The following is a 17,571-nucleotide window of genomic DNA, read 5'->3' as shown; positions in this document are numbered from 1 at the left end:
ACATCTACCTCGGCAAGATCAAGAAGTGGAACGATCCGGCCATCGTCGCGCTGAACCCGAAGGTCAAGCTGCCTGATCTCGACATCGCCGTGGTCCGCCGCGCCGACGGCTCGGGCACCAGCTTCATCTGGACGAACTACCTCTCGAAGGTCAACCCCGAGTGGAAGAGCAAGGTCGGCGAAGGCACGACCGTGAGCTGGCCGACGGGCACGGGCGGCAAGGGCAACGACGGCGTGGCAGCCTTCGTGCAGCGTCTGCCGGGCGCGATCGGCTACGTCGAGTGGGCGTACGCCAAGCAGAACCATATGGTCTACGCCGCGATGAAGAACGAAGCGGGCGCAGTCGTTCAGCCGAGCACCGAAACGTTCAAGGCAGCGGCCGCCGGCGCGGACTGGAAGAAGTCGTTCTACCAGATCCTCACGAACGAGCCGGGCAAGGACGCATGGCCGGTGGTCGGCGCGACCTTCGTGCTGCTGCACACGGCACAGGACAAGCCGGACCAGGGCAAGGAAACGCTCAAGTTCTTCGACTGGGCCTTCAAGAACGGCTCGTCCGCCGCCGATAGCCTCGACTACATCTCGCTGCCGGAGTCGGTCGTCAGCGAAATCAAGTCGCAGTGGAAGGAGAAGGTCAAGGACGCGAGCGGCAAGCCGATCGCACCTTAACCTGCAATGGAATGCAGGCGCGCATGCATTGCGCGCCTGTCTCCAGCCACGCTGAGCGTTCGAGGCCTGGTCAGCCTAGTGCGCGTCGCTGCGCAAACTCCGAAGATTTTCGCGCACACGCCGCGCGACCAGCACGCTCAGGTAATCCATGATGCGCGCGCCGTCGCTGAATGCCGCCCAGGTTTCTTCGTACATCCTGGAAACGGTCTCCATGGGAGCATGGGTCTCGGCTGCAATCGCCTTTACGAGTTCTTCTGTGGCGTGCTGGTTCATCGATGCCTCCATGCGTATAGAGGGGAACGCGGGAAGGCCATTAGACTGCATCGCGCGTCCGGCGCGCCAATACATTTAGCCTATCTAGCGACGCTTTTCGTTCGATCCGAATTTGTCGGTGTACAGCCTGTCAAATTCATTCGCCGGCAGGCGCGATCTCGAGGCGATAACCCACACCGTAGATTGAGCGAATCATGTCCTGCTCGGGCCGGATCGACTGGATCTTGCGCCGCAGGTTCTTGACGTGCGAGTCGATCGTGCGATCGGCCACGATACGGTGATCGTCGTATAGCGCGCGCAGAAGAAAGTCGCGCGCATAAATGCGGCCCGGGCCCGAATGCAATAGCGCGAGCAAACGAAACTCGATGGGTGTGAGGTGCAGATCCCGACCGTCCAGGCGCACGGCGTGTTGCGCAACGTCGATTGAAAACGGTGAGGCGACGGTGCCCTCCGCTTCCTGGTGCGCCCGCGCAAGCAGCTCGGCCCGGCGCAGGATCGCCTTGACGCGCGCCACGACTTCACGCGGACTGAACGGTTTGCACACGTAGTCGTCGGCACCCAGTTCGAGCCCGAGCAAACGGTCGATTTCGTCCACGCGCGCCGTGATGATCATCACGGGTATCGCGGAGAACGTGCGGAGTTCGCGGCACACGTCGAGGCCGCTGCGTCCGGGCAACATCAGGTCGAGCAGCACCATCGACGGTTGATGTTCGCGCACGTAGGGCACGACCTCGCGGCCGTCGGCCAGGATCGTCGTGGCGAAATCCTCCTTCGCGAGGTAGTCGGCGAGCAGGGCCGCGAGCTTCGGCTCGTCTTCGACGATGAGTATGGATGGCCGCGTGGTCGGATCAATCATGATGCATGTGTAGGCGAGGAAGTTGGACCAGGATCCGCAGCCCGCCAAGCGGGGAGCGCGATGCCTCGATGGTGCCGCCGTGCTGCTCCACGATGTGCTTGCACAATGCGAGCCCGAGACCCGCGCCGCCGCTTTGACGGCTGCGCGATGGATCGACGCGGAAGAACCGGTCGAACAGATGCGGCAGCAGCGGCGCGGGAACCGGCGGAAACGAGTCTTGAACGTCGACATAGATGTCGTTGTCGTTCGACGTGACCGAGAGCCTCACGCGGCCACCGGCATTGGTGTAGCGCAGCGCGTTTTCCAGCAGGTTTTTCCAGACCTGCGTGAGGCGATAAGGATCGCCCGAGAGCGTTGCATGTGCGTCGTCCGGACCGAATTCCAGCGAGATGTCTTTGGCGGCGAGGCGCTCGCGAAATACGTCGCATGCCGCTTCGACGATGGGCACGAGATCGAGCGGCACTTTTTCGAACGAAAGCTGGCCGATGTCCGCCAGCGATAGCTCGTAAAGATCGTCGATCAACTGGCTGAGCATCGCTACTTCGGACTGCAGAGAAGTGATGGTCGCCGCGTCGGGCCGGCGCACACCGTCCTCGATCGCCTCGAGTTCGCCGCGCAGCACCGAGAGGGGCGTGCGCAGCTCATGCGAAATATCGGCGATAAAGTCGCGGCGGTCGCTTTCGGCTTTTTCGAGCGACGCCGCGAGCCGGTTGAAATCGCTCGCGAGCATCTGCAATTCGTCGCTGCCTTTGGCCGGCACGCGCGTGGCGTAGTCGCCGCCCGCGAGGCGATGCGTGGCCGTGACGATCCGCTTGATCGGTGTGAGCAGCGTGCGCGCGAGGATGATCGACATGGCGGCGGAGAGCAACGCGGTAAAGCCCACGATGATCCAAGTCGCCTGCAGCTGGCGGTCCTTGAAGCGCTGCTCCGCCTGATTGATGAGCGAGGTGGGTCCCGCCACCGCGATCCAGCCGACCGTTTGACCCTTGACGCGCAGCGGATGGCGCACGGCGTCGGGCGGCGGGGGCGGACCCGCGCTCGTGACGAGCTTCATGTTCGCGTCGTAAAGCGTGTAGGGCGGGCGAAACGGCCGCGGGCGCCCGGCAAGGCCGGGGGCGAAGGGGCCACCGTTGCCGTCGCCGCCGTGGAAGCCGTCCGGCGCATCGGGCGGGCGCGCATCGCCGGGCGGCGCACCAGGCGGCGGGCCGCCATCGAACGGCGGCCGGTCTTGCGCGGGCTCGCGAGCGAAATCCCAATTGCCATGCTGGGCGTACGAGGCTTCGAGTTCCTGCTGGAGCGCCGACAGTTCGCTCGCACTTTGCTCCTGCAGAAAATCCACGAAGCCGAATTCGAAACTCGTCCGGATCGCGACGCCCATGGCCACGGCGGCGAGCACGCAAGCCGAAAGAATCGCGAGGAAGAGTTTGGAGGTGACGCTGACTTTCATGACGGGTTCAGCAGGGAGCAATAAAGGTGAGTGCGAAATTATTCGGCACTATTTTCGCCCGAAGCGTACCGCAAGGTGTACGTGGCCCGTCCGAATCCACATTTTCTCCAGATTTCCCTTCTTTTTCCTGCACCGTTGTTCCGTATGATCCGCTGCAGATCGAAGCGCATCCATGCGTTCGTGCGCGGGATCCGAATGGAAAGACGCGCATCTCAGAGGAAGGGACAGATCGATGGACATTCACGTGCTGCTTGTCGAACCCGATCAGGCATATCGGGACGACCTGCGTACTTATTTGCAGCGTCAGCAGATCGCGGTGTCGGTGCTGTATGGCGTCGAGCGGCTGGAGCAGCGTCTCGCGCGAGAAACGCCTTCGCTCATCATCGTGCGGCACGATGCGCTCAAGATCGACGGCATTGCAGCGCTGCGCACGCTGCGTGAGCGAGGGTGGCTGACGCCCGCCATCGTCGTGAGCCAGTCCGCCGACGTGGCCGACAAGGTGCTCGCCTTCGAATTCGGCGCCAACGACTACATGGTCGATCCGTTCGACCCTCGCGAACTGCTCGCGCGCCTGCACCACGCATTGCGCTGCAAGATCGACTATCCCGCGTCGCCGCGCAGGGAGACGAAGTACGTCTTCGACGGCTTCGAACTCGACGCCATCGACAATCAACTGTTCCGGGACGGCCTCAAGATTCCCGCGCCTCCCCTGGTGCTCGCCGTGCTCGCGGTGTTCGCCGCGAACCGCCGGCGGCCGCTTTCACGTGAGCGCATCGTGAGCATGATCGATCGCAATTCGTCGCTTCACGCGCGCAGCGTCGACGTTGTCGTCTTTCGTCTGCGCAAGTTGCTCGGCCTGTCGCCTTGCGGCCGCCAATATATTCAAACGCGTTACCGGGACGGTTATGTTTTTTGCCCCGACGACGCGCTTCCCGATCTGGACCTGGCCGCTGCACGTGGATAAAAAAAACCCGGCGGTTCGCCGGGTATGCAAAGGGTTGAAGGTAAAGCACCCTTCATCTGCGGTCGAGGCTTCCCGCGCAATGTCAGGCGAGACCAGCGTAGCAGGTGGCGTCGCATTCTCGAACTCCGGAAACATTGCTATTTCTTAACGCGTAATGGGTCCCGTAACGTTCAGGCGCGCTGGCGTGGCGCGGAAGAAATCCGCAGAAAGATCACGTAATCTGCAAAGCGCGCCACAGTGGCACCATGCGTGTCCATAGCCGAAACCCGCCTGGACACGTAACCGATGCCACAACCCGCCCGTGTGAGTCACGCACAAACGGCATTCGTGCGCCGCTGGAGTTTCGGCACCGCCGTTACGCCCAACGCGTGGCGGTGCATCCGGAGGCCAGCACGGCCGACAAGCGCTGGCTGGCGCGGCGCTTCGTGGGTTTATCCCAGCGTTTGAGCGGGGAAGGCTTTGCGCCTGAGTTCGTGGTTGCCGACAGCGAGCGCAAGCATTGGTTGCCAGTGCGTGTTGCTCTTTCCTTCGAGCAGCCATGTGCGCAAGGGACTTCCGCTCGTTGAAGCCGCCGTGCGAGACCTGAATGAACCCGTCGGCGTCGCTTCGACGCTGGGTCTGAGCGCGGCTGTCATTCCGCGCTCACATTGACCGCCACATCCACCTGATGCGCGCCCCCGCCAAGAATGACGCCGCGCAGGAGCGACACGTCGGTGTAATCGCGGCCGATGGCGAGCGTCACGTGGCCCTGGTCGGCGAGCACGTCGTTGGTCGGATCGAGATCGATCCAGCCGGCGGTCGGTGCAGACGGCGCCGCAGGCACGTACAGCGACACCCATGCATGCGAGGCGTCCGCGCCGATCATCGGTTGAGCGCCTTCGGGCGGGTCGTTGCGCAGATAGCCGCTTACGTAGCGCGCGGCGAGCCCGAGCGAGCGCAGGCAGCCGATCATCACCTGGGCGAAATCCTGACACACGCCATGGCGCAATTCGAATGCGCGCGCGGCGGGCGTGTCGAATGACGTCGCCGAGGGGCGGTAGGCGAAATCGGCGTGGATGCGATGCATCAGGTCGATCGCACCGGCCAGAACCGGCGCGCCGGGCGCGAAACTCTCCAGCGCGTAAGCGCGCAATTCCGGCAGCAAGGCGATATTCGGCGAGGCGCAGCAGAACTCCGACTCCGCATGGAAGGCGCCGCCCGCCGTGTAACGCAGCGTTTGTGCGACCTCTTCCCAGACCGGCGTGCCGTCTGCATCGAGCGTTGCGTAGCGCGACGAGAGCAGCACGCTCGTTTCGCTCGTCATCTGCAGGTAGTCGTGCGGCGCGTCGAACGAGAAGTAGAGCACCTCGTTGCCGAAGGCGTCGCGGCGGCTCGTCTGATACGACGGCGCGGGTTCGATACGCTCGCGGTGCGTGAGCACGCGCTGCCAGGGAAGATCGAGCGGGCGGATGGTCGCGAGATGCTGCGCGGTCTCGACGAGCGTCGAATAGCGGTAGGTCGTGCGGTGCGTGACCGCGAGGCGCGTGCCGTTCATGACCAGACCTGCGCGGCGAGCGGCACGGCGTGGCTGAACCAGCGCGCGCTGATCTCGTTCGACATCGCGGCCATCCGCTCGGCGAGGCTGTCGCACAGAGCGGTGAGCGCGGGGTAGCGGCCGTCGTCGCCGGGCTCGCAGAGCGCCTCCAGCGTGGGCAGCGCCTCGACGGACGGGAGTTGCGAGGCGAACGGCTCGCGCTTCGGGCCGCGCGCCGCCTGGGCGATTTCGTCGAGCCGCGCGCGCAGCCGCGCATAGACGCCGTAGAGGCCGCGCGGATTGGTCGGGTCGGTCACGATCACGTCGAGCAGGGCAGGCACTTCGAGGCGCCCAGGATACAGCGAGCGATACGTGAGCGTGCTGTCGAACAGTTGCAACAGCACGTCGAAGCCCGCGGGCGTGGCGAGCGTGCGTTCGTGCGCGGCGATACGGAGCATGGTGGCCAACGCGGCTACGCGTTCGATATGGCGTCCGGCGAACAGCAGGCGCCAGGCTTCGTCGCGGGTCATGCGGTCGCCCTGGCAGCCGCTGATGGCGCTCAACTGCGTTGCGAGCGCATCGAGCGCGCCCATCAGCGCCATGCGGTCGTACGGCGTGGGACGCCTGAATTCGATCGCCGCTCCCTGGCGCGCGGCCGCAGGCACGAGCGAAAGCGCCTGAAGCGCGTCACGGAAGTCGTTGCGCGAGGCGAGCACGGTGCGCCAATGGTCGTTCGAAAGCCGGCCGCGAATCTCGCCGCACGCATACGCCTGGCTTGCGAGCGTGCGGCCGATGCCCGTTGCGCCGGCATTTTCGTGCAGATTGGCCACGAGCGCGCGCTCGAAGTCGTCGAGGCTGCGCCGCGCTTCGCTGACCGTTGAGGGCACGAGCCCGTTGGCGGCGGCCAGCTCGATGAAGGTGCCGAACAGCTCTTCGGCGTCGCTGCCTTCGAGCGAGCCGAGAATCAGTCGGCACAGGCGCACGCCGTTTTCGGCGCGCTCGCCATAACGTCCCGCCCAGAACAGGTTCTCCGCTGAACGGCTCGGCACGCGGCGGCGCTCGCGGCGCAGCTCTGCGGGCTTGATCGGGCTCGGCAGGAGCGTGAAGGTCGAACCGGGCTGGCTTGACAGCACCCAGGTGTCCACGCTGCTGCCACCCATCTGCATCGATACGGATTCCTGATGTTCGGCCGCGAGGCGCGTGAAGCCGCCAGGCAGCACACGCCAGCCGCATTCCTGGTCCGCAATCGCGTAGACGCGCAGCACGGCAGGCCGCGCGCCGAGCATGCCCGCACCGGTCTCATAGCGCGGCGTATAGCTGTAGCGCAGCGGCTGCTGGACCGTGAAGGCGTCGGGCAACTGCTCGATGCGCTCGCGCCAGTCGGCGAGCGATTGCTCGCCGGCGGCGAGTCCGGGCGGCGCGGACGACGCGTTCGCCGCGCCCGGCCACGTCGGCACGAGCAGCGCCTCGGGCACCTGCGCGAGCGCATCGCGCCAGGCCGCGTCTTCGCCGCACCACCAGGTCGCGACGCCCGGCAGCGCAAGCTCCTCGCCGAGCAGCGCCTGCGCGATGCCGGGCATGAATCCGTGCAGCGCTGGCGATTCGACGAAGCCCGCGCCGGGCACGTTCGAGACCATCACGTTGCCCGCGCGCATGACCTGCAGCAGCCCCGGCACGCCGATGGTCGAGTCGGCGCGAAGCTCGACCGGGTCGCAGAAGGTATCGTCGAGGCGGCGCAGCACGGCGTGCACGCGCTCCAGCCCGTCCAGCGTTTTCAGGTACAGCATGTCGTCGCGCACCGTGAGGTCCTTGCCCTCGACGAGCGTGAGGCCGAGGTAGCGCGCGAGGAACACGTGCTCGAAGTAAGTCTCGCTGAAGGGCCCCGGCGTGAGCAGCACGATATGCGCAGACGCGCCGCTCACGCTGCGCTCGTCGGCGCTCATGATCGCGCGTGCAGCCGCGGCGAGCGTGGCGATGAGCTGCGAATAGGACGGCGCGAGACGGTGCACCCGCATGGTGCGAAACGGCTCGGCGAAGAGGCTCGAGACGATGAGCCGGTTTTCCAGCAGATAGCCGAGTCCCGAGGGTGCTTCCGTGCGGTGAGAAACGACGGTCCATTGTCCTTCGGGCGAGCGCGCAAGGTCGAGCGCGACGATCTGCAGATACTGGCGGCCGGGCGGCACGAAGCCTTTCACGGCGCGCAGATAGCCCGGGTGGCCGAACACCAGCGCGCTCGGCAGCAGGCCGCGCGCGAGCAGCGTTTGCGGCCCGTAGATATCGGCGACGATCTCGTTGAGCAGGCGCGCGCGCTGCGCGGCGCCGCGCTCGATCTGCGCCCATTCGGCTTCGTCGATGATGAACGGCAGCACGTCGAGCGCCCACGGCCGCGGTCCGCCCGCGTCGGCGTAGACGTTATAGGTGATGTCGTTCTCTCGCACCTGGCGCGCGACCGATGCGGCGGCGCCGTCGAACCCCGCCGCGCCCGGCTTGCCGAGCAGCCCGAAAAACTGCCGCCAGGGCTCGCGCAGCTCGCCTTCCGCCGTTTGCAGTTCGTCCCAGTGTCCGGCGCGCACCGGCAGCGTGCGCAGCGGCGCGCCCGCCTGGTCGTCGCTGGCGGAGGAATCGAACGGCAGGGTGGATTGAGTCGGCAAGATCGTGGGTCGTGGCAGCGCGCCTCGTTCGTGAGGCGCGCCTTCGGTTAGGGCTCTTGACGGGTTATCGGCCGCAATTAGCCGCGGCGTAGATCCAGTGTGAACGGAAATTCGAGGCTGCGCTCGGGCGGCGCCACTTCCACGGGCCCCGGTGTGTGGCCGGTCGTGAAGAAGCGCGCGCGCCGCCGGCTCTCGGCCTCGTAGGCATTGACCGGAAACGTCTCATAATGGCGGCCGCCCGGATGCGCAACATGATACTGGCATCCGCCGATTGCGCGCGCGCTCCAGGTGTCGACGATATCGATCGTGAGCGGCGCGTGCACGCCGATGGTGGGATGCAGCGACGTCGACTGTTGCCACGCGCGAAAGCGCACACCCGCCACGCTCTCGCTCACGCGCCCGGTGGATTGAAGCGGCAGCGCGCGGCCGTTCACGGTCACGACGTGGCGGCTTTCGTTGATGCCGAGCACGCGCACTTCGAGCCGCTCCACCGACGAATCGACATAGCGCACCGTCGCGCCGGCGCCGCCTTCTTCGCCCATCACGTGCCACGGTTCGAGGGCATGGCGCACCGAGAGCGCGATGCCGCTCGTCTGCAACTCGCCGACCAGCGGGAAGCGGAACTCGAAGTGCGGCGCGAACCAGGCGGGATCGAGCGCGAATCCCGCCGCGGACGTTTCGGCGAGCACGTCGTCGAAATCCATCCGCACGAAGGTCGAGAGCATGAAGCGGTCGTGCAGTTCGGTGCCCCAGCGCGTGAGGCGTTGCGTGTACGGCGTCTGCCAGAAGCGCGCGACGAGCGCGCGCAGCAGCAGTTGCTGCGCGAGACTCATGCGCGCGTGCGGCGGCATTTCGAAGCCGCGCAGCTCGAGCAGGCCGAGGCGGCCGGTCGGACCGTCGGGCGAGTAGAGCTTGTCGATGCAGAACTCGGCGCGATGCGTGTTGCCGGTCACGTCGATGAGGATGTTGCGCAGCGTGCGGTCGATGAGCCAGGGCGGCACGCGCGGGCGGTCGTCGAAGGGGCTCCCGAAGCCACGCAGCAAATCGACCTGACGCTGAATCTCGGCGAACGCGACTTCCAGCTCGTAGACCTGATCGTTGCGCGCTTCGTCCACGCGCGGCGCCTGGCTCGTCGGCCCGATGAAGAGGCCCGAAAACAGGTACGACAGCGACGGATGGTTGTGCCAGTAGGCCACGAGGCTCGCGAGCAGGTCGGGCCGGCGCAGGAACGGGCTGTCGCCGGGCGTGGCGCCGCCGAGCACGAGGTGATTGCCGCCGCCGGTGCCGGTGTGCCGGCCGTCGAGCATGAACTTCTCGGTGGAGAGCAGGGTTTCGTGCGCGGTCTGATAGAGGAATTCGGTGCGCTCGACCAGTTCATCCCAGTTCGACGACGGGTGGATGTTCACCTCGATCACGCCGGGGTCGGGCGTGACCTGGAGCATTTTCAGGCGCGGGTCGCGCGGCGGCGGATAGCCTTCTATCACGACGGGGAGTGCCAGCTCGGCGGCGGTGGCTTCGACGGCGGCCAGCAGGGCGAGGTAATCGTCGAGTTCGGTGAGCGGCGGCATGAATACATGGAGCTGGCCTTGCGAGCGGCCAAAGGAGGCGGCTTCGGCTTTCGGCCCTGCGGCGCGCGCGGGGTCGCGTACTTCGACGCACAGTGCGGTGCGGTAGGTCCAGGCGGCGGATTCGCCGCGCTCGGGATAGCGGTTTGTTTCAGGTCCGTTCGCGGTTCCCGCGTTTTCCTCGTGCCGCGATTGCGCGGCAGCATCGAAGCCCGCCTCGTACTGCATGCGCAGTTCGGCCGCGCTGCGCAGCGGCGCCGGCGCGGCGAACGGATCGCGCGAGTGTTGCCACCGGTAGTCGCCCGCCGCGACCCACGGCAGCGAATCGAGCGGCAGACGGTAGCCCATCGGCGAGTCGCCGGGAATCAGATACATGCGGTCGTCGCGGAAGAACCATGGACCGCTCACCCAGCGCGGGCCCTGCAGGGCGGGCTGGGCCGCCGTCGGCTCGCCGCGCTCGCACGCAAGCGGCAGCACATAGCCCGTCACGGTATCGAGGCCGGAGTCGAACACGCGGCGCAGCCGCATGCGTTCCAGTTCGTCGTCGAGGCGCGAGTCGAACGGATCGACGTTCACGGGCAGGCGGCGCTCGCGCCACAGGTAGTACCAGGTGTCCTCGTAGCCCGGCTGCACGTGTTGTGGATCGACCGCGAGCTTCGCTGCGACGTGTTCGATGAAGCGCTGCGCGTCCTGGGCCGTGTGGTGCGTCAGCGAGCGCTCGTCGGCGAAGAGCGCGGGATCGCGCCAGCAGGGTTCGCCGTCCGCGCGCCAAAAGAGCGAAAGCGCCCAGCGCGGCAACTGCTCGCCCGGATACCACTTGCCCTGGCCGATATACAGAAAGCCCAGTGCCCCATAATGCGCGCGCAGCTTGTCCATCAGCGCGATGGCGTAGCGGCGCTTGGTCGGGCCGAGCGCATCGGTGTTCCATTCGGGCGCGTCGCGGTCGCCCGCCGCCACGAAGGTCGGTTCGCCGCCCATCGTGAGCCGCACGTCCTGGCCGGCGAGCGCGGCGTCCACCTGGACACCCATGGCGTGCATGTCGGCCCATTGCGCTTCGGTGTAGGGCTTCGTCACGCGCGGCGTTTCAAGCACACGCGAGATCGACATCGAATGCGCGAACTCGACTTCGCAGTCGTCGAGCGCGCCCGAGATCGGCGCGGCGCTGCCGGGCTCCGGGGTGCAAGCCACCGGTATATGGCCTTCGCCCGCGAGCAGGCCCGAGGTCGGATCGAGCCCGATCCAGCCCGCGCCCGGCAGATAGACCTCGCACCAGGCGTGCAGGTCGGTGAAGTCGGCCTCGGCGCCGCGCGGGCCGTCGATTGCCTTGACGTCGGGCGTGAGCTGCAGCAGATAGCCCGACACGAAGCGCGCCGCGAGCCCGAGCTGACGCAGCGTCTGCACGAGCAGCCAGCCCGTGTCGCGGCACGAGCCGGAGCCTTTCTCCAGCGTTTCCTCGGGCGTCTGCACGCCCGGCTCCATGCGGATCAGGTAGCCGATCTCGCATTGCAGGCGCTGGTTCAGATCGACGAGGAAGTCGATCGTCACGCGCGGCGTGCGGTCGATCGTTTCGACGAACGCGGCGAAGCGCGGCGTCGGCTCGCTGCGCGCCAGATACGGCGCAAGCTCCGCGGCCAGCTCGGGCGCGTACACGAACGGAAAGCGCTCGGCGCCCGGTTCGAGAAAGAAGTCGAACGGGTTGTAGACCGCCATTTCCGCGACCAGGTCGATCGTGACGCGGAACTCGCGCGTCGGCTCGGGAAACGCGAGCCGCGCCTGGTAGTTGGCGAACGGGTCCTGCTGCCAGTTGACGAAATGACCGGCGGGCTCCACGCGCATCGAGTACGAGAGGATGGGCGTGCGGCAGTGCGGCGCGGGGCGCAGGCGCACCACGTGAGGCGCGAGGCGCACGAGCCGGTCATAGCGATACTGCGTGACATGGTTTAACGCGACACGGATGGACACACCCAACTCCTCGATCGACGTGGATGGAACGGCGGAAAAGGCGCACGGCGCAACCCGCCTATGATGCGCATGGCGCGAGTGCAGGATGTGACAGCGGCGGCCACGTGCGTGCGAGGCATGCGGCGTGCTGCGCGAGGCACAGCGGAGCGCGCGGCCCTCACAGGAATACGGCAATGAAGACCTTTCACTGCGATCACTGCAATCAGCTGGTGTTTTTCGAGAACTCGCGCTGCGAGCGGTGCGAGGCGCGCCTCGGCTACGTGCCGCTGACAGGAGAGATGCACGCGTTCGAGGATGCGGGCGAGGGCCGCTGGCGCAGCCTGAATGCGCAGGCAAAAGGCACGCTCTTTCGCCAGTGCCACAACTACGCGATCGAAAATGTCTGCAACGGCATGATCCCGGCCGATTGCGAGGATACGCTGTGCCGCGCCTGCCAGTTCACGCACACGATCCCCGACCTCTCGCGGCCCGAGAACCGCCTTTACTGGTATCGCCTCGAGACGGCCAAACGGCGCCTGCTCTACACGCTGGGGGCGCTCGGCCTGCCGCTCGTCACGCGCGCCGAAGACCCGGAGCATGGCCTGCAATTCGAGTTTCTCGAAGAGACGGGCGACGGCCAGCTCATTATGACGGGCCACGATCATGGCCTTATCACGATGAACATCGTCGAGGCCGACGACGCGCATCGCGAGCGCACGCGCGTATCGCTGCACGAGCCGTATCGCACCTTGCTGGGGCATTTCCGCCACGAGGTCGGCCACTACTATTTCGACCGTCTCGTCGCGCAGGAGCCGATGGGGCGCTGGCTCGAACCGTTTCGCCGCCGCTTCGGCGACGAGCGCGCCGACTATGCCGCCGCGCTCGCCGCCCATTACGCCAACGGCCCCGCGCCCGACTGGGCCCAGCGCCACGTGAGCGCGTATGCGTCCGTGCATCCGTGGGAGGACTGGGCCGAGACATGGGCGCATTACCTGCATATCGTCGATACGCTCGATACGGCCATGGCCTGCGGCCTCGCGCTCATGCCCGACAGCCCCGACGAGCCCACGCTGGTCGACCAGACGCCGGTGGACGAGGCGAGCTTCGACAGCCTGATGGCGCGCTGGTTTCCGCTCACCTATGCGCTCAACAGCCTGAACCGCAGCCTCGGCATGCCCGACGGCTATCCGTTCGCGCTGGCTTCGCCCGTCATCGACAAGTTGCGCTTCGTTCATCGCGTGATCTCGGCTTCGTGTTCGCGGTCGTGAACGCCCACGCGCCGCGCGAATTCGTTGCTGCGCCGGCTCAGCGCTCCAGCACCCAGGTGTCCTTCGTGCCGCCGCCCTGCGAGGAATTGACCACGAGCGAGCCCTCGCGCAGCGCGACGCGCGTGAGCCCGCCCGGCACCATGCGCACTTCCTTGCCCGAGAGCACGAACGGACGCAGATCGATGTGGCGCGGCGCGACGCCCGCTTCGACCCACGTCGGACAGGTGGAAAGCGAGAGCGTGGGCTGCGCGATGTACTTGTCCGGGTTCGCGACGAGCGCCGCGCGAAACGCCTCGATCTCGGCGCGCGTGGCGGCGGGACCGATCAGCATGCCGTAGCCGCCCGCGCCGTGCGTTTCCTTCACGACCAGCTCCGGCAGATGGTCGAGCACGTACTGCAGGTCGTCGGCCTTGCGGCACATCCACGTGGGCACGTTCTTGAGCAGCGGTTCCTCGCCCAGATAAAAGCGCACCATGTCGGGCACGTAGGGGTAGATCGACTTGTCGTCGGCCACACCCGTGCCCACCGCGTTGCACAGCGTCACGTTGCCCTTGCGGTAGACATTCATGAGGCCCGCGGCGCCGAGCGTCGAGTCGGCGCGGAAGACGAGCGGGTCGAGAAAGTCGTCGTCCACGCGCCGGTAAATCACGTCCACGCGCTGCGGGCCCTGCGTGGTGCGCATATAGAGGTGATCGTTCTCGACGAACAGGTCCTGGCCTTCCACGAGCTCGATGCCCATTTGCTGCGCGAGGAACGCGTGCTCGAAGTAGGCCGGGTTGTACATGCCCGGCGTGAGCAGCACGACCGTCGGGTTGTCGGCGCCGGAAGGCGCGGCGGCGCGCAGCGTGTCGAGCAGCAGGTCGGGGTAGTGCGCAACGGGCGCCACGCGATTGCGCACGAACAGATCGGGAAAGAGCCGCATCATCATCTTGCGGTTTTCGAGCATGTACGAGACGCCGGAAGGCACGCGCAGGTTGTCCTCGAGCACGTAGAACTCGCCCTCGCCGGCGCGCACGATGTCGATGCCCGCGATATGCGCATAGATGTCGTGTGCGACGTTCACGCCTTGCATCTCGGGGCGGTACTGCGCGTTGCGCAGGATCTGGTCGGCGGGGACGATGCCGCGCCTGACGATCTCCTGCTCGTGATAAATGTCGTGGATGAAGCGGTTGAGCGCGCTTACGCGCTGGCGCAGGCCTCGCTCGAGCGTGTTCCACTCCTGGCGCTGGAAGATGCGCGGGATCACGTCGAACGGAATCGTGCGCTCGGTGCCCGCGCCCGTTACGTCCTTTTCGCCATACACGGCGAAGGTGATGCCCACGCGCCGGAAGATGGCATCGGCTTCGGTGCGCTTCTTGAGCATCTGCTGCTCGCTCTGGCTGCGCATCCAGGCGAAGAATTCGCGGTAGTGGGTGCGCGGCTCGCCGGCCTGCGCGAACGCCGTGGCGGCCAGGCCCCGAACGTCGAACTCCCCGTACTCGAACATCTCGTTGAAGACTGTTGGCGTCATGTGCGTTTTTCCGTTCGCTGCTTTTTTGCGCTCGCTTATTCGTGTTTGTTCGTGCCGGGCTGCATGGGGGCGATGCAACTTCCATGCCGAAGCCCGCGGCAAGACGTGCTCGATGTTGGTGCGCGGCGACGCTCAGAACTCCATATCGAGCTCGTCGATGTCCTCGGTTTCCGACTGTGCAGCTGCAATCCATTCGGCGACGTAAGGCTGCTTGAGCACGCGCATGCAGTAGTCGCCGATATCGGGGTCGATCGGCACGTCATAGGTGAGCAGGCGCGTGACGACGGGCGCATACATCGCGTCCGCCGCGCCGATCTCGCCAAAGAGCCAGGGCCCGCCATATTTCTGCAGACATTCGCGCCAGATAGTCACGATGCGCGCGATGTCGTCCTGCGCGCGCGACCAGACGCGAAAGTTCGGAAAGTGGCCGCGCAGGTTCATCGGCAGTGCGGAGCGCAATGCGCTGAAGCCCGAGTGCATTTCCCCGCTTACCGAGCGGCAGTGCGCGCGCGCCGTGCGGTCCGCGGGCAACAGTTGCGCCTGCGGCTGGATCTCGTTGAGGTATTCGCAAATCGCGAGCGTGTCCCAGACCGCGATGCCGTCGTGGCGCAGGCAGGGAACGAGAATGGAAGGCGAGAGCAGCAGCAGTTCGGCACGCGTGGCGGCGTCGTCGAGCGGCACCGTCACCGTGTCGAATTCGAGTCCGGCGAGTCTGGCAAGCAGCCAGCCGCGCATGGACCACGACGAATAGTTCCGGCTGCTGATCGTCAGGGTCGTATTCGTCTGACTCATGGAGGCTCCTGAACGGTGAGGACATGACGGCAAACAGTGTGACGGTCAGGCAGCCGCATGCACCGAATGCGCGCATCGCCCCTGCATGCACCGCTCACGCCAACTGGGCGCACTACATTGCGGCATGCAGGAAGGCAGTGCCGCCGCTTCCTGCGAAGCGTCCGCGCCGTGCTGCCGTGACGCAGCGCGCCGGCCAGGGCGCGAGTGCAAGCGCGCCATGCCGGGAAAGTGCAAGCACTGTGCCAACGAGCGCTTCTGGCATACGTATTGCCTGCTTTGCTTCGCGTTCAAGACAAATCGGGATCTCTGCCCATGAACCTGCTCGCCTATCTGGCCTACCAGACGTTCGCGGACTTCACGAGGTTCGGGCGCACCACCGCGTCGTTCTCCCGCGCGGCGCTCGCGGCGTGGCCCGCGCTCGCGTGCGGCTTCGACGCGCGCTATCTCGACGCCTGGTGGGAGCAGATCGAGCTTGCCGGGCTCTCGCACGCGCGGCCGCCGTTCGAAATCGATGGGGTGGAGGTGGGTGGCGTGCGCACGCCGGTGACCGAAGCCATCGTCAAGCGCACGCCGTTTGCCTCGCTGCTGCACTTTCGCAAGGACGTCGCCACGCCGCAGCCGCGCGTGCTGCTCGTCGCGCCGATGTCGGGGCACTTCGCGACGCTGCTGCGCGGCACCGTGCGCACCATGCTCGCCGATCACGACGTCTATATCACCGACTGGCACAACCCGCGCGACGTACCTTTATCGGCGGGGCGCTTCGGCTTCGACGAATACGTCGAGCACGTCATGTCCTTCATTCGGCGGATCGGCCCCGATGCACATCTGGTGGCGATCTGCCAGCCGACGGTCGCGGCGCTCGCGGCCGTATCGTTGATGGCCGCCGACAACGATCCCGCGCAGCCCGCGAGCATGACGCTGATGGCGGGACCGATCGATTGCCGGGTGAATCCCACCAAGGTCAATGAACTCGCCAACAGCAAGCCGATCGCGTGGTTCGAGCGCAATCTCATCAGCGCGGTGCCAGGCGGTTTTCCCGGCGCGCAGCGGCGCGTGTATCCGGGTTTCGTGCAGCTCAGTGCGTTCATGTCGATGAACCTGGAGCGTCACATCGCTTCGTTCGAGGAGATGCGCCACGAGCGGGCGAAGGGCGACCCCACGAGAGCGGATGCGCTCAACGTGTTCTATCGCGAGTACTTCGCCACTTCCGATCTCACCGCGGAGTTCTACCTGGAAACGGTCAGATCGGTGTTTCAGGAATACGCCCTGCCGTCAGGCAAGCTCAAGGTGGGCGAGCGCCTCGTGGAGCCGCACGCGATTCGCCGCACCGCGCTGCTCACGATCGAAGGCGAGAAGGACGATATCTGTGCGGTCGGCCAGACCGTTGCCGCCCATGACCTGTGCCGGGGGCTGCGCCCTTATATGAAGACGCATCATGTGCAGACCGGCGTGGGTCACTACGGCGTCTTCAATGGCCGTCGCTGGGACACGCAGATCTATCCGCTCGTGCGTTCGACGATTCACGACCACGAGCCGCGCGCGCGGCGCATTGCGGCGCCGGAGGCGATGGGCGACGATCGGGTAACCCTGCGCGCGCTGCTCGACGCCGACGCGCATGCCGCAACGGCAATCAGCCGCGCCGCCGAAACGCAGCCCAACCAGGGCTAGCGCGTTAGATTGCGGGGCTCGCTTGCCAGGGTGTCGGCGCGGGCACCGCGCAGGGCGCTTCCACATCGATCGACTTGAAGTCGGCGGGGCTCACGATTTCGAGGTACTCCATGTCGGGCGAGTAATCGAAGAGGTAATGGGCGATGCCCGGCGCCTGATGCACGCAGTCGCCCGCTTCAACGAGCGTTTCCTTCTCGCCGTACATGAAGCGCGCCCAGCCCTTGAGCATGATGACGATATGAAACTCTGCCTCATGCCGGTGCCAGCCCGTGCCCAGTTCCGGCGCAAGATTTGCCCTGACGAGTTGCGCGACCACCTTGCCATGCGTGGCTTTGGCGATGCCCAGGTCGCGATAGACAAAGAAGTCGCGCAGCCCGCCGCCCGTGAACGAGGTGTCCTGCGGCTTGACGTGCGAAAAATCCGTGGCGAGTGCGGTTTGCATGACAGGTCTCCCGAGC

Annotated in this window: 13 protein-coding genes; 4 read left to right on the top strand and 9 right to left on the bottom strand. The window is 66.2% G+C overall.

The features are described 5' to 3' along the window. On the top strand, window positions 1–665 hold a 665-nt coding region (gene pstS, locus M3A49_RS37775; RefSeq protein ID WP_266233379.1), incomplete at its 5' end, for a phosphate ABC transporter substrate-binding protein PstS. Window positions 666–740: 75 nt separating this feature from the next. Here pstS and M3A49_RS37770 read toward each other — a convergent pair. The 3 genes from M3A49_RS37770 to M3A49_RS37760 all read right to left on the bottom strand — a co-directional run bounded on the left by M3A49_RS37770 (window position 741) and on the right by M3A49_RS37760 (window position 3,241). After that, window positions 741–938, bottom strand: coding sequence for a DUF3562 domain-containing protein (locus tag M3A49_RS37770; RefSeq protein ID WP_254353186.1), 198 nt, complete (start codon window positions 936–938; stop codon window positions 741–743). A 136-nt stretch (window positions 939–1,074) separates the two neighbouring features. Next, a complete protein-coding gene (locus M3A49_RS37765; protein WP_254353187.1) occupies window positions 1,075–1,794 on the bottom strand; it encodes a response regulator in 720 nt (239 codons plus the stop codon). Then, window positions 1,787–3,241, bottom strand: coding sequence for an ATP-binding protein (locus M3A49_RS37760; RefSeq protein ID WP_266233378.1), 1,455 nt, complete (start codon window positions 3,239–3,241; stop codon window positions 1,787–1,789). Before M3A49_RS37760 ends, M3A49_RS37765 begins: the two co-directional genes overlap by 8 nt. A gap of 232 nt (window positions 3,242–3,473) precedes the next feature. Here M3A49_RS37760 and M3A49_RS37755 point away from each other — a divergent pair, with 232 nt between their 5' ends. Next, window positions 3,474–4,205, top strand: a complete 732-nt coding sequence (locus M3A49_RS37755) for a response regulator (protein ID WP_254353189.1) — start codon at window positions 3,474–3,476, stop codon at window positions 4,203–4,205. Between the two features lie 631 nt (window positions 4,206–4,836). Here M3A49_RS37755 and M3A49_RS37750 read toward each other — a convergent pair. From M3A49_RS37750 to M3A49_RS37740, 3 genes are all read right to left on the bottom strand, one after another. Further along, complete coding sequence (locus M3A49_RS37750; RefSeq protein WP_254353190.1) at window positions 4,837–5,739, bottom strand: transglutaminase family protein; 903 nt, start codon at window positions 5,737–5,739, stop codon at window positions 4,837–4,839. Further along, on the bottom strand, window positions 5,736–8,369 hold the full coding sequence (locus M3A49_RS37745; protein ID WP_254353191.1) for a circularly permuted type 2 ATP-grasp protein: 2,634 nt from the start codon (window positions 8,367–8,369) through the stop codon (window positions 5,736–5,738). Before M3A49_RS37745 ends, M3A49_RS37750 begins: the two co-directional genes overlap by 4 nt. A 77-nt stretch (window positions 8,370–8,446) precedes the next feature. Further along, window positions 8,447–11,896, bottom strand: a complete 3,450-nt coding sequence (locus M3A49_RS37740; protein WP_266233377.1) for a DUF2126 domain-containing protein — start codon at window positions 11,894–11,896, stop codon at window positions 8,447–8,449. A gap of 173 nt (window positions 11,897–12,069) precedes the next feature. Between M3A49_RS37740 and M3A49_RS37735 the strand changes: the two genes are divergently transcribed. Continuing rightward, window positions 12,070–13,143: a zinc-binding metallopeptidase family protein gene (locus tag M3A49_RS37735; RefSeq protein ID WP_266233376.1), complete on the top strand. Its 1,074-nt coding sequence runs from the start codon at window positions 12,070–12,072 to the stop codon at window positions 13,141–13,143. 37 nt (window positions 13,144–13,180) lie between these two features. On the opposite strand, the gene M3A49_RS37730 is transcribed toward M3A49_RS37735, so the two are convergent. Continuing rightward, complete coding sequence (locus tag M3A49_RS37730; protein ID WP_266233382.1) at window positions 13,181–14,629, bottom strand: circularly permuted type 2 ATP-grasp protein; 1,449 nt, start codon at window positions 14,627–14,629, stop codon at window positions 13,181–13,183. 156 nt (window positions 14,630–14,785) lie between these two features. Beyond that, window positions 14,786–15,445, bottom strand: coding sequence for a glutathione S-transferase family protein (locus M3A49_RS37725; RefSeq protein WP_254353194.1), 660 nt, complete (start codon window positions 15,443–15,445; stop codon window positions 14,786–14,788). Window positions 15,446–15,757: 312 nt separating this feature from the next. Here M3A49_RS37725 and M3A49_RS37720 point away from each other — a divergent pair, with 312 nt between their 5' ends. After that, window positions 15,758–17,113: a polyhydroxyalkanoate depolymerase gene (locus M3A49_RS37720; RefSeq protein WP_266233375.1), complete on the top strand. Its 1,356-nt coding sequence runs from the start codon at window positions 15,758–15,760 to the stop codon at window positions 17,111–17,113. A 4-nt stretch (window positions 17,114–17,117) separates the two neighbouring features. Here M3A49_RS37720 and M3A49_RS37715 read toward each other — a convergent pair whose 3' ends face one another. Next, the gene (locus M3A49_RS37715; protein WP_254353196.1) at window positions 17,118–17,555 is read right to left on the bottom strand and encodes a cupin domain-containing protein; all 438 of its coding nucleotides are present in this window, start codon (window positions 17,553–17,555) and stop codon (window positions 17,118–17,120) included. Window positions 17,556–17,571 lie beyond the last annotated feature (16 nt).

The sequence above is a fragment of the Paraburkholderia sp. CNPSo 3076 genome (assembly GCF_026343935.1).
Classification (GTDB): domain Bacteria; phylum Pseudomonadota; class Gammaproteobacteria; order Burkholderiales; family Burkholderiaceae; genus Paraburkholderia; species Paraburkholderia nodosa.
Note: the sequence above shows the minus strand (reverse complement) of the source record. Positions and strands in the feature narration are given on the sequence as shown.

What these genes read in the sequence shown, in the direction of transcription:
- M3A49_RS37725 (WP_254353194.1), bottom strand. Translation starts at nt 15,445, where the DNA reads ATGAGTCAGACGAATACGACCCTGACGATCAGCAGCCGGAACTATTCG.
- M3A49_RS37715 (WP_254353196.1), bottom strand. Translation starts at nt 17,555, where the DNA reads ATGCAAACCGCACTCGCCACGGATTTTTCGCACGTCAAGCCGCAGGAC.
- M3A49_RS37770 (WP_254353186.1), bottom strand. Translation starts at nt 938, where the DNA reads ATGAACCAGCACGCCACAGAAGAACTCGTAAAGGCGATTGCAGCCGAG.
- M3A49_RS37720 (WP_266233375.1), top strand. Translation starts at nt 15,758, where the DNA reads ATGAACCTGCTCGCCTATCTGGCCTACCAGACGTTCGCGGACTTCACG.
- M3A49_RS37730 (WP_266233382.1), bottom strand. Translation starts at nt 14,629, where the DNA reads ATGTTCGAGTACGGGGAGTTCGACGTTCGGGGCCTGGCCGCCACGGCG.
- M3A49_RS37755 (WP_254353189.1), top strand. Translation starts at nt 3,474, where the DNA reads ATGGACATTCACGTGCTGCTTGTCGAACCCGATCAGGCATATCGGGAC.
- M3A49_RS37765 (WP_254353187.1), bottom strand. Translation starts at nt 1,794, where the DNA reads ATGATTGATCCGACCACGCGGCCATCCATACTCATCGTCGAAGACGAG.
- M3A49_RS37750 (WP_254353190.1), bottom strand. Translation starts at nt 5,739, where the DNA reads ATGAACGGCACGCGCCTCGCGGTCACGCACCGCACGACCTACCGCTAT.
- M3A49_RS37735 (WP_266233376.1), top strand. Translation starts at nt 12,070, where the DNA reads ATGAAGACCTTTCACTGCGATCACTGCAATCAGCTGGTGTTTTTCGAG.
- M3A49_RS37760 (WP_266233378.1), bottom strand. Translation starts at nt 3,241, where the DNA reads ATGAAAGTCAGCGTCACCTCCAAACTCTTCCTCGCGATTCTTTCGGCT.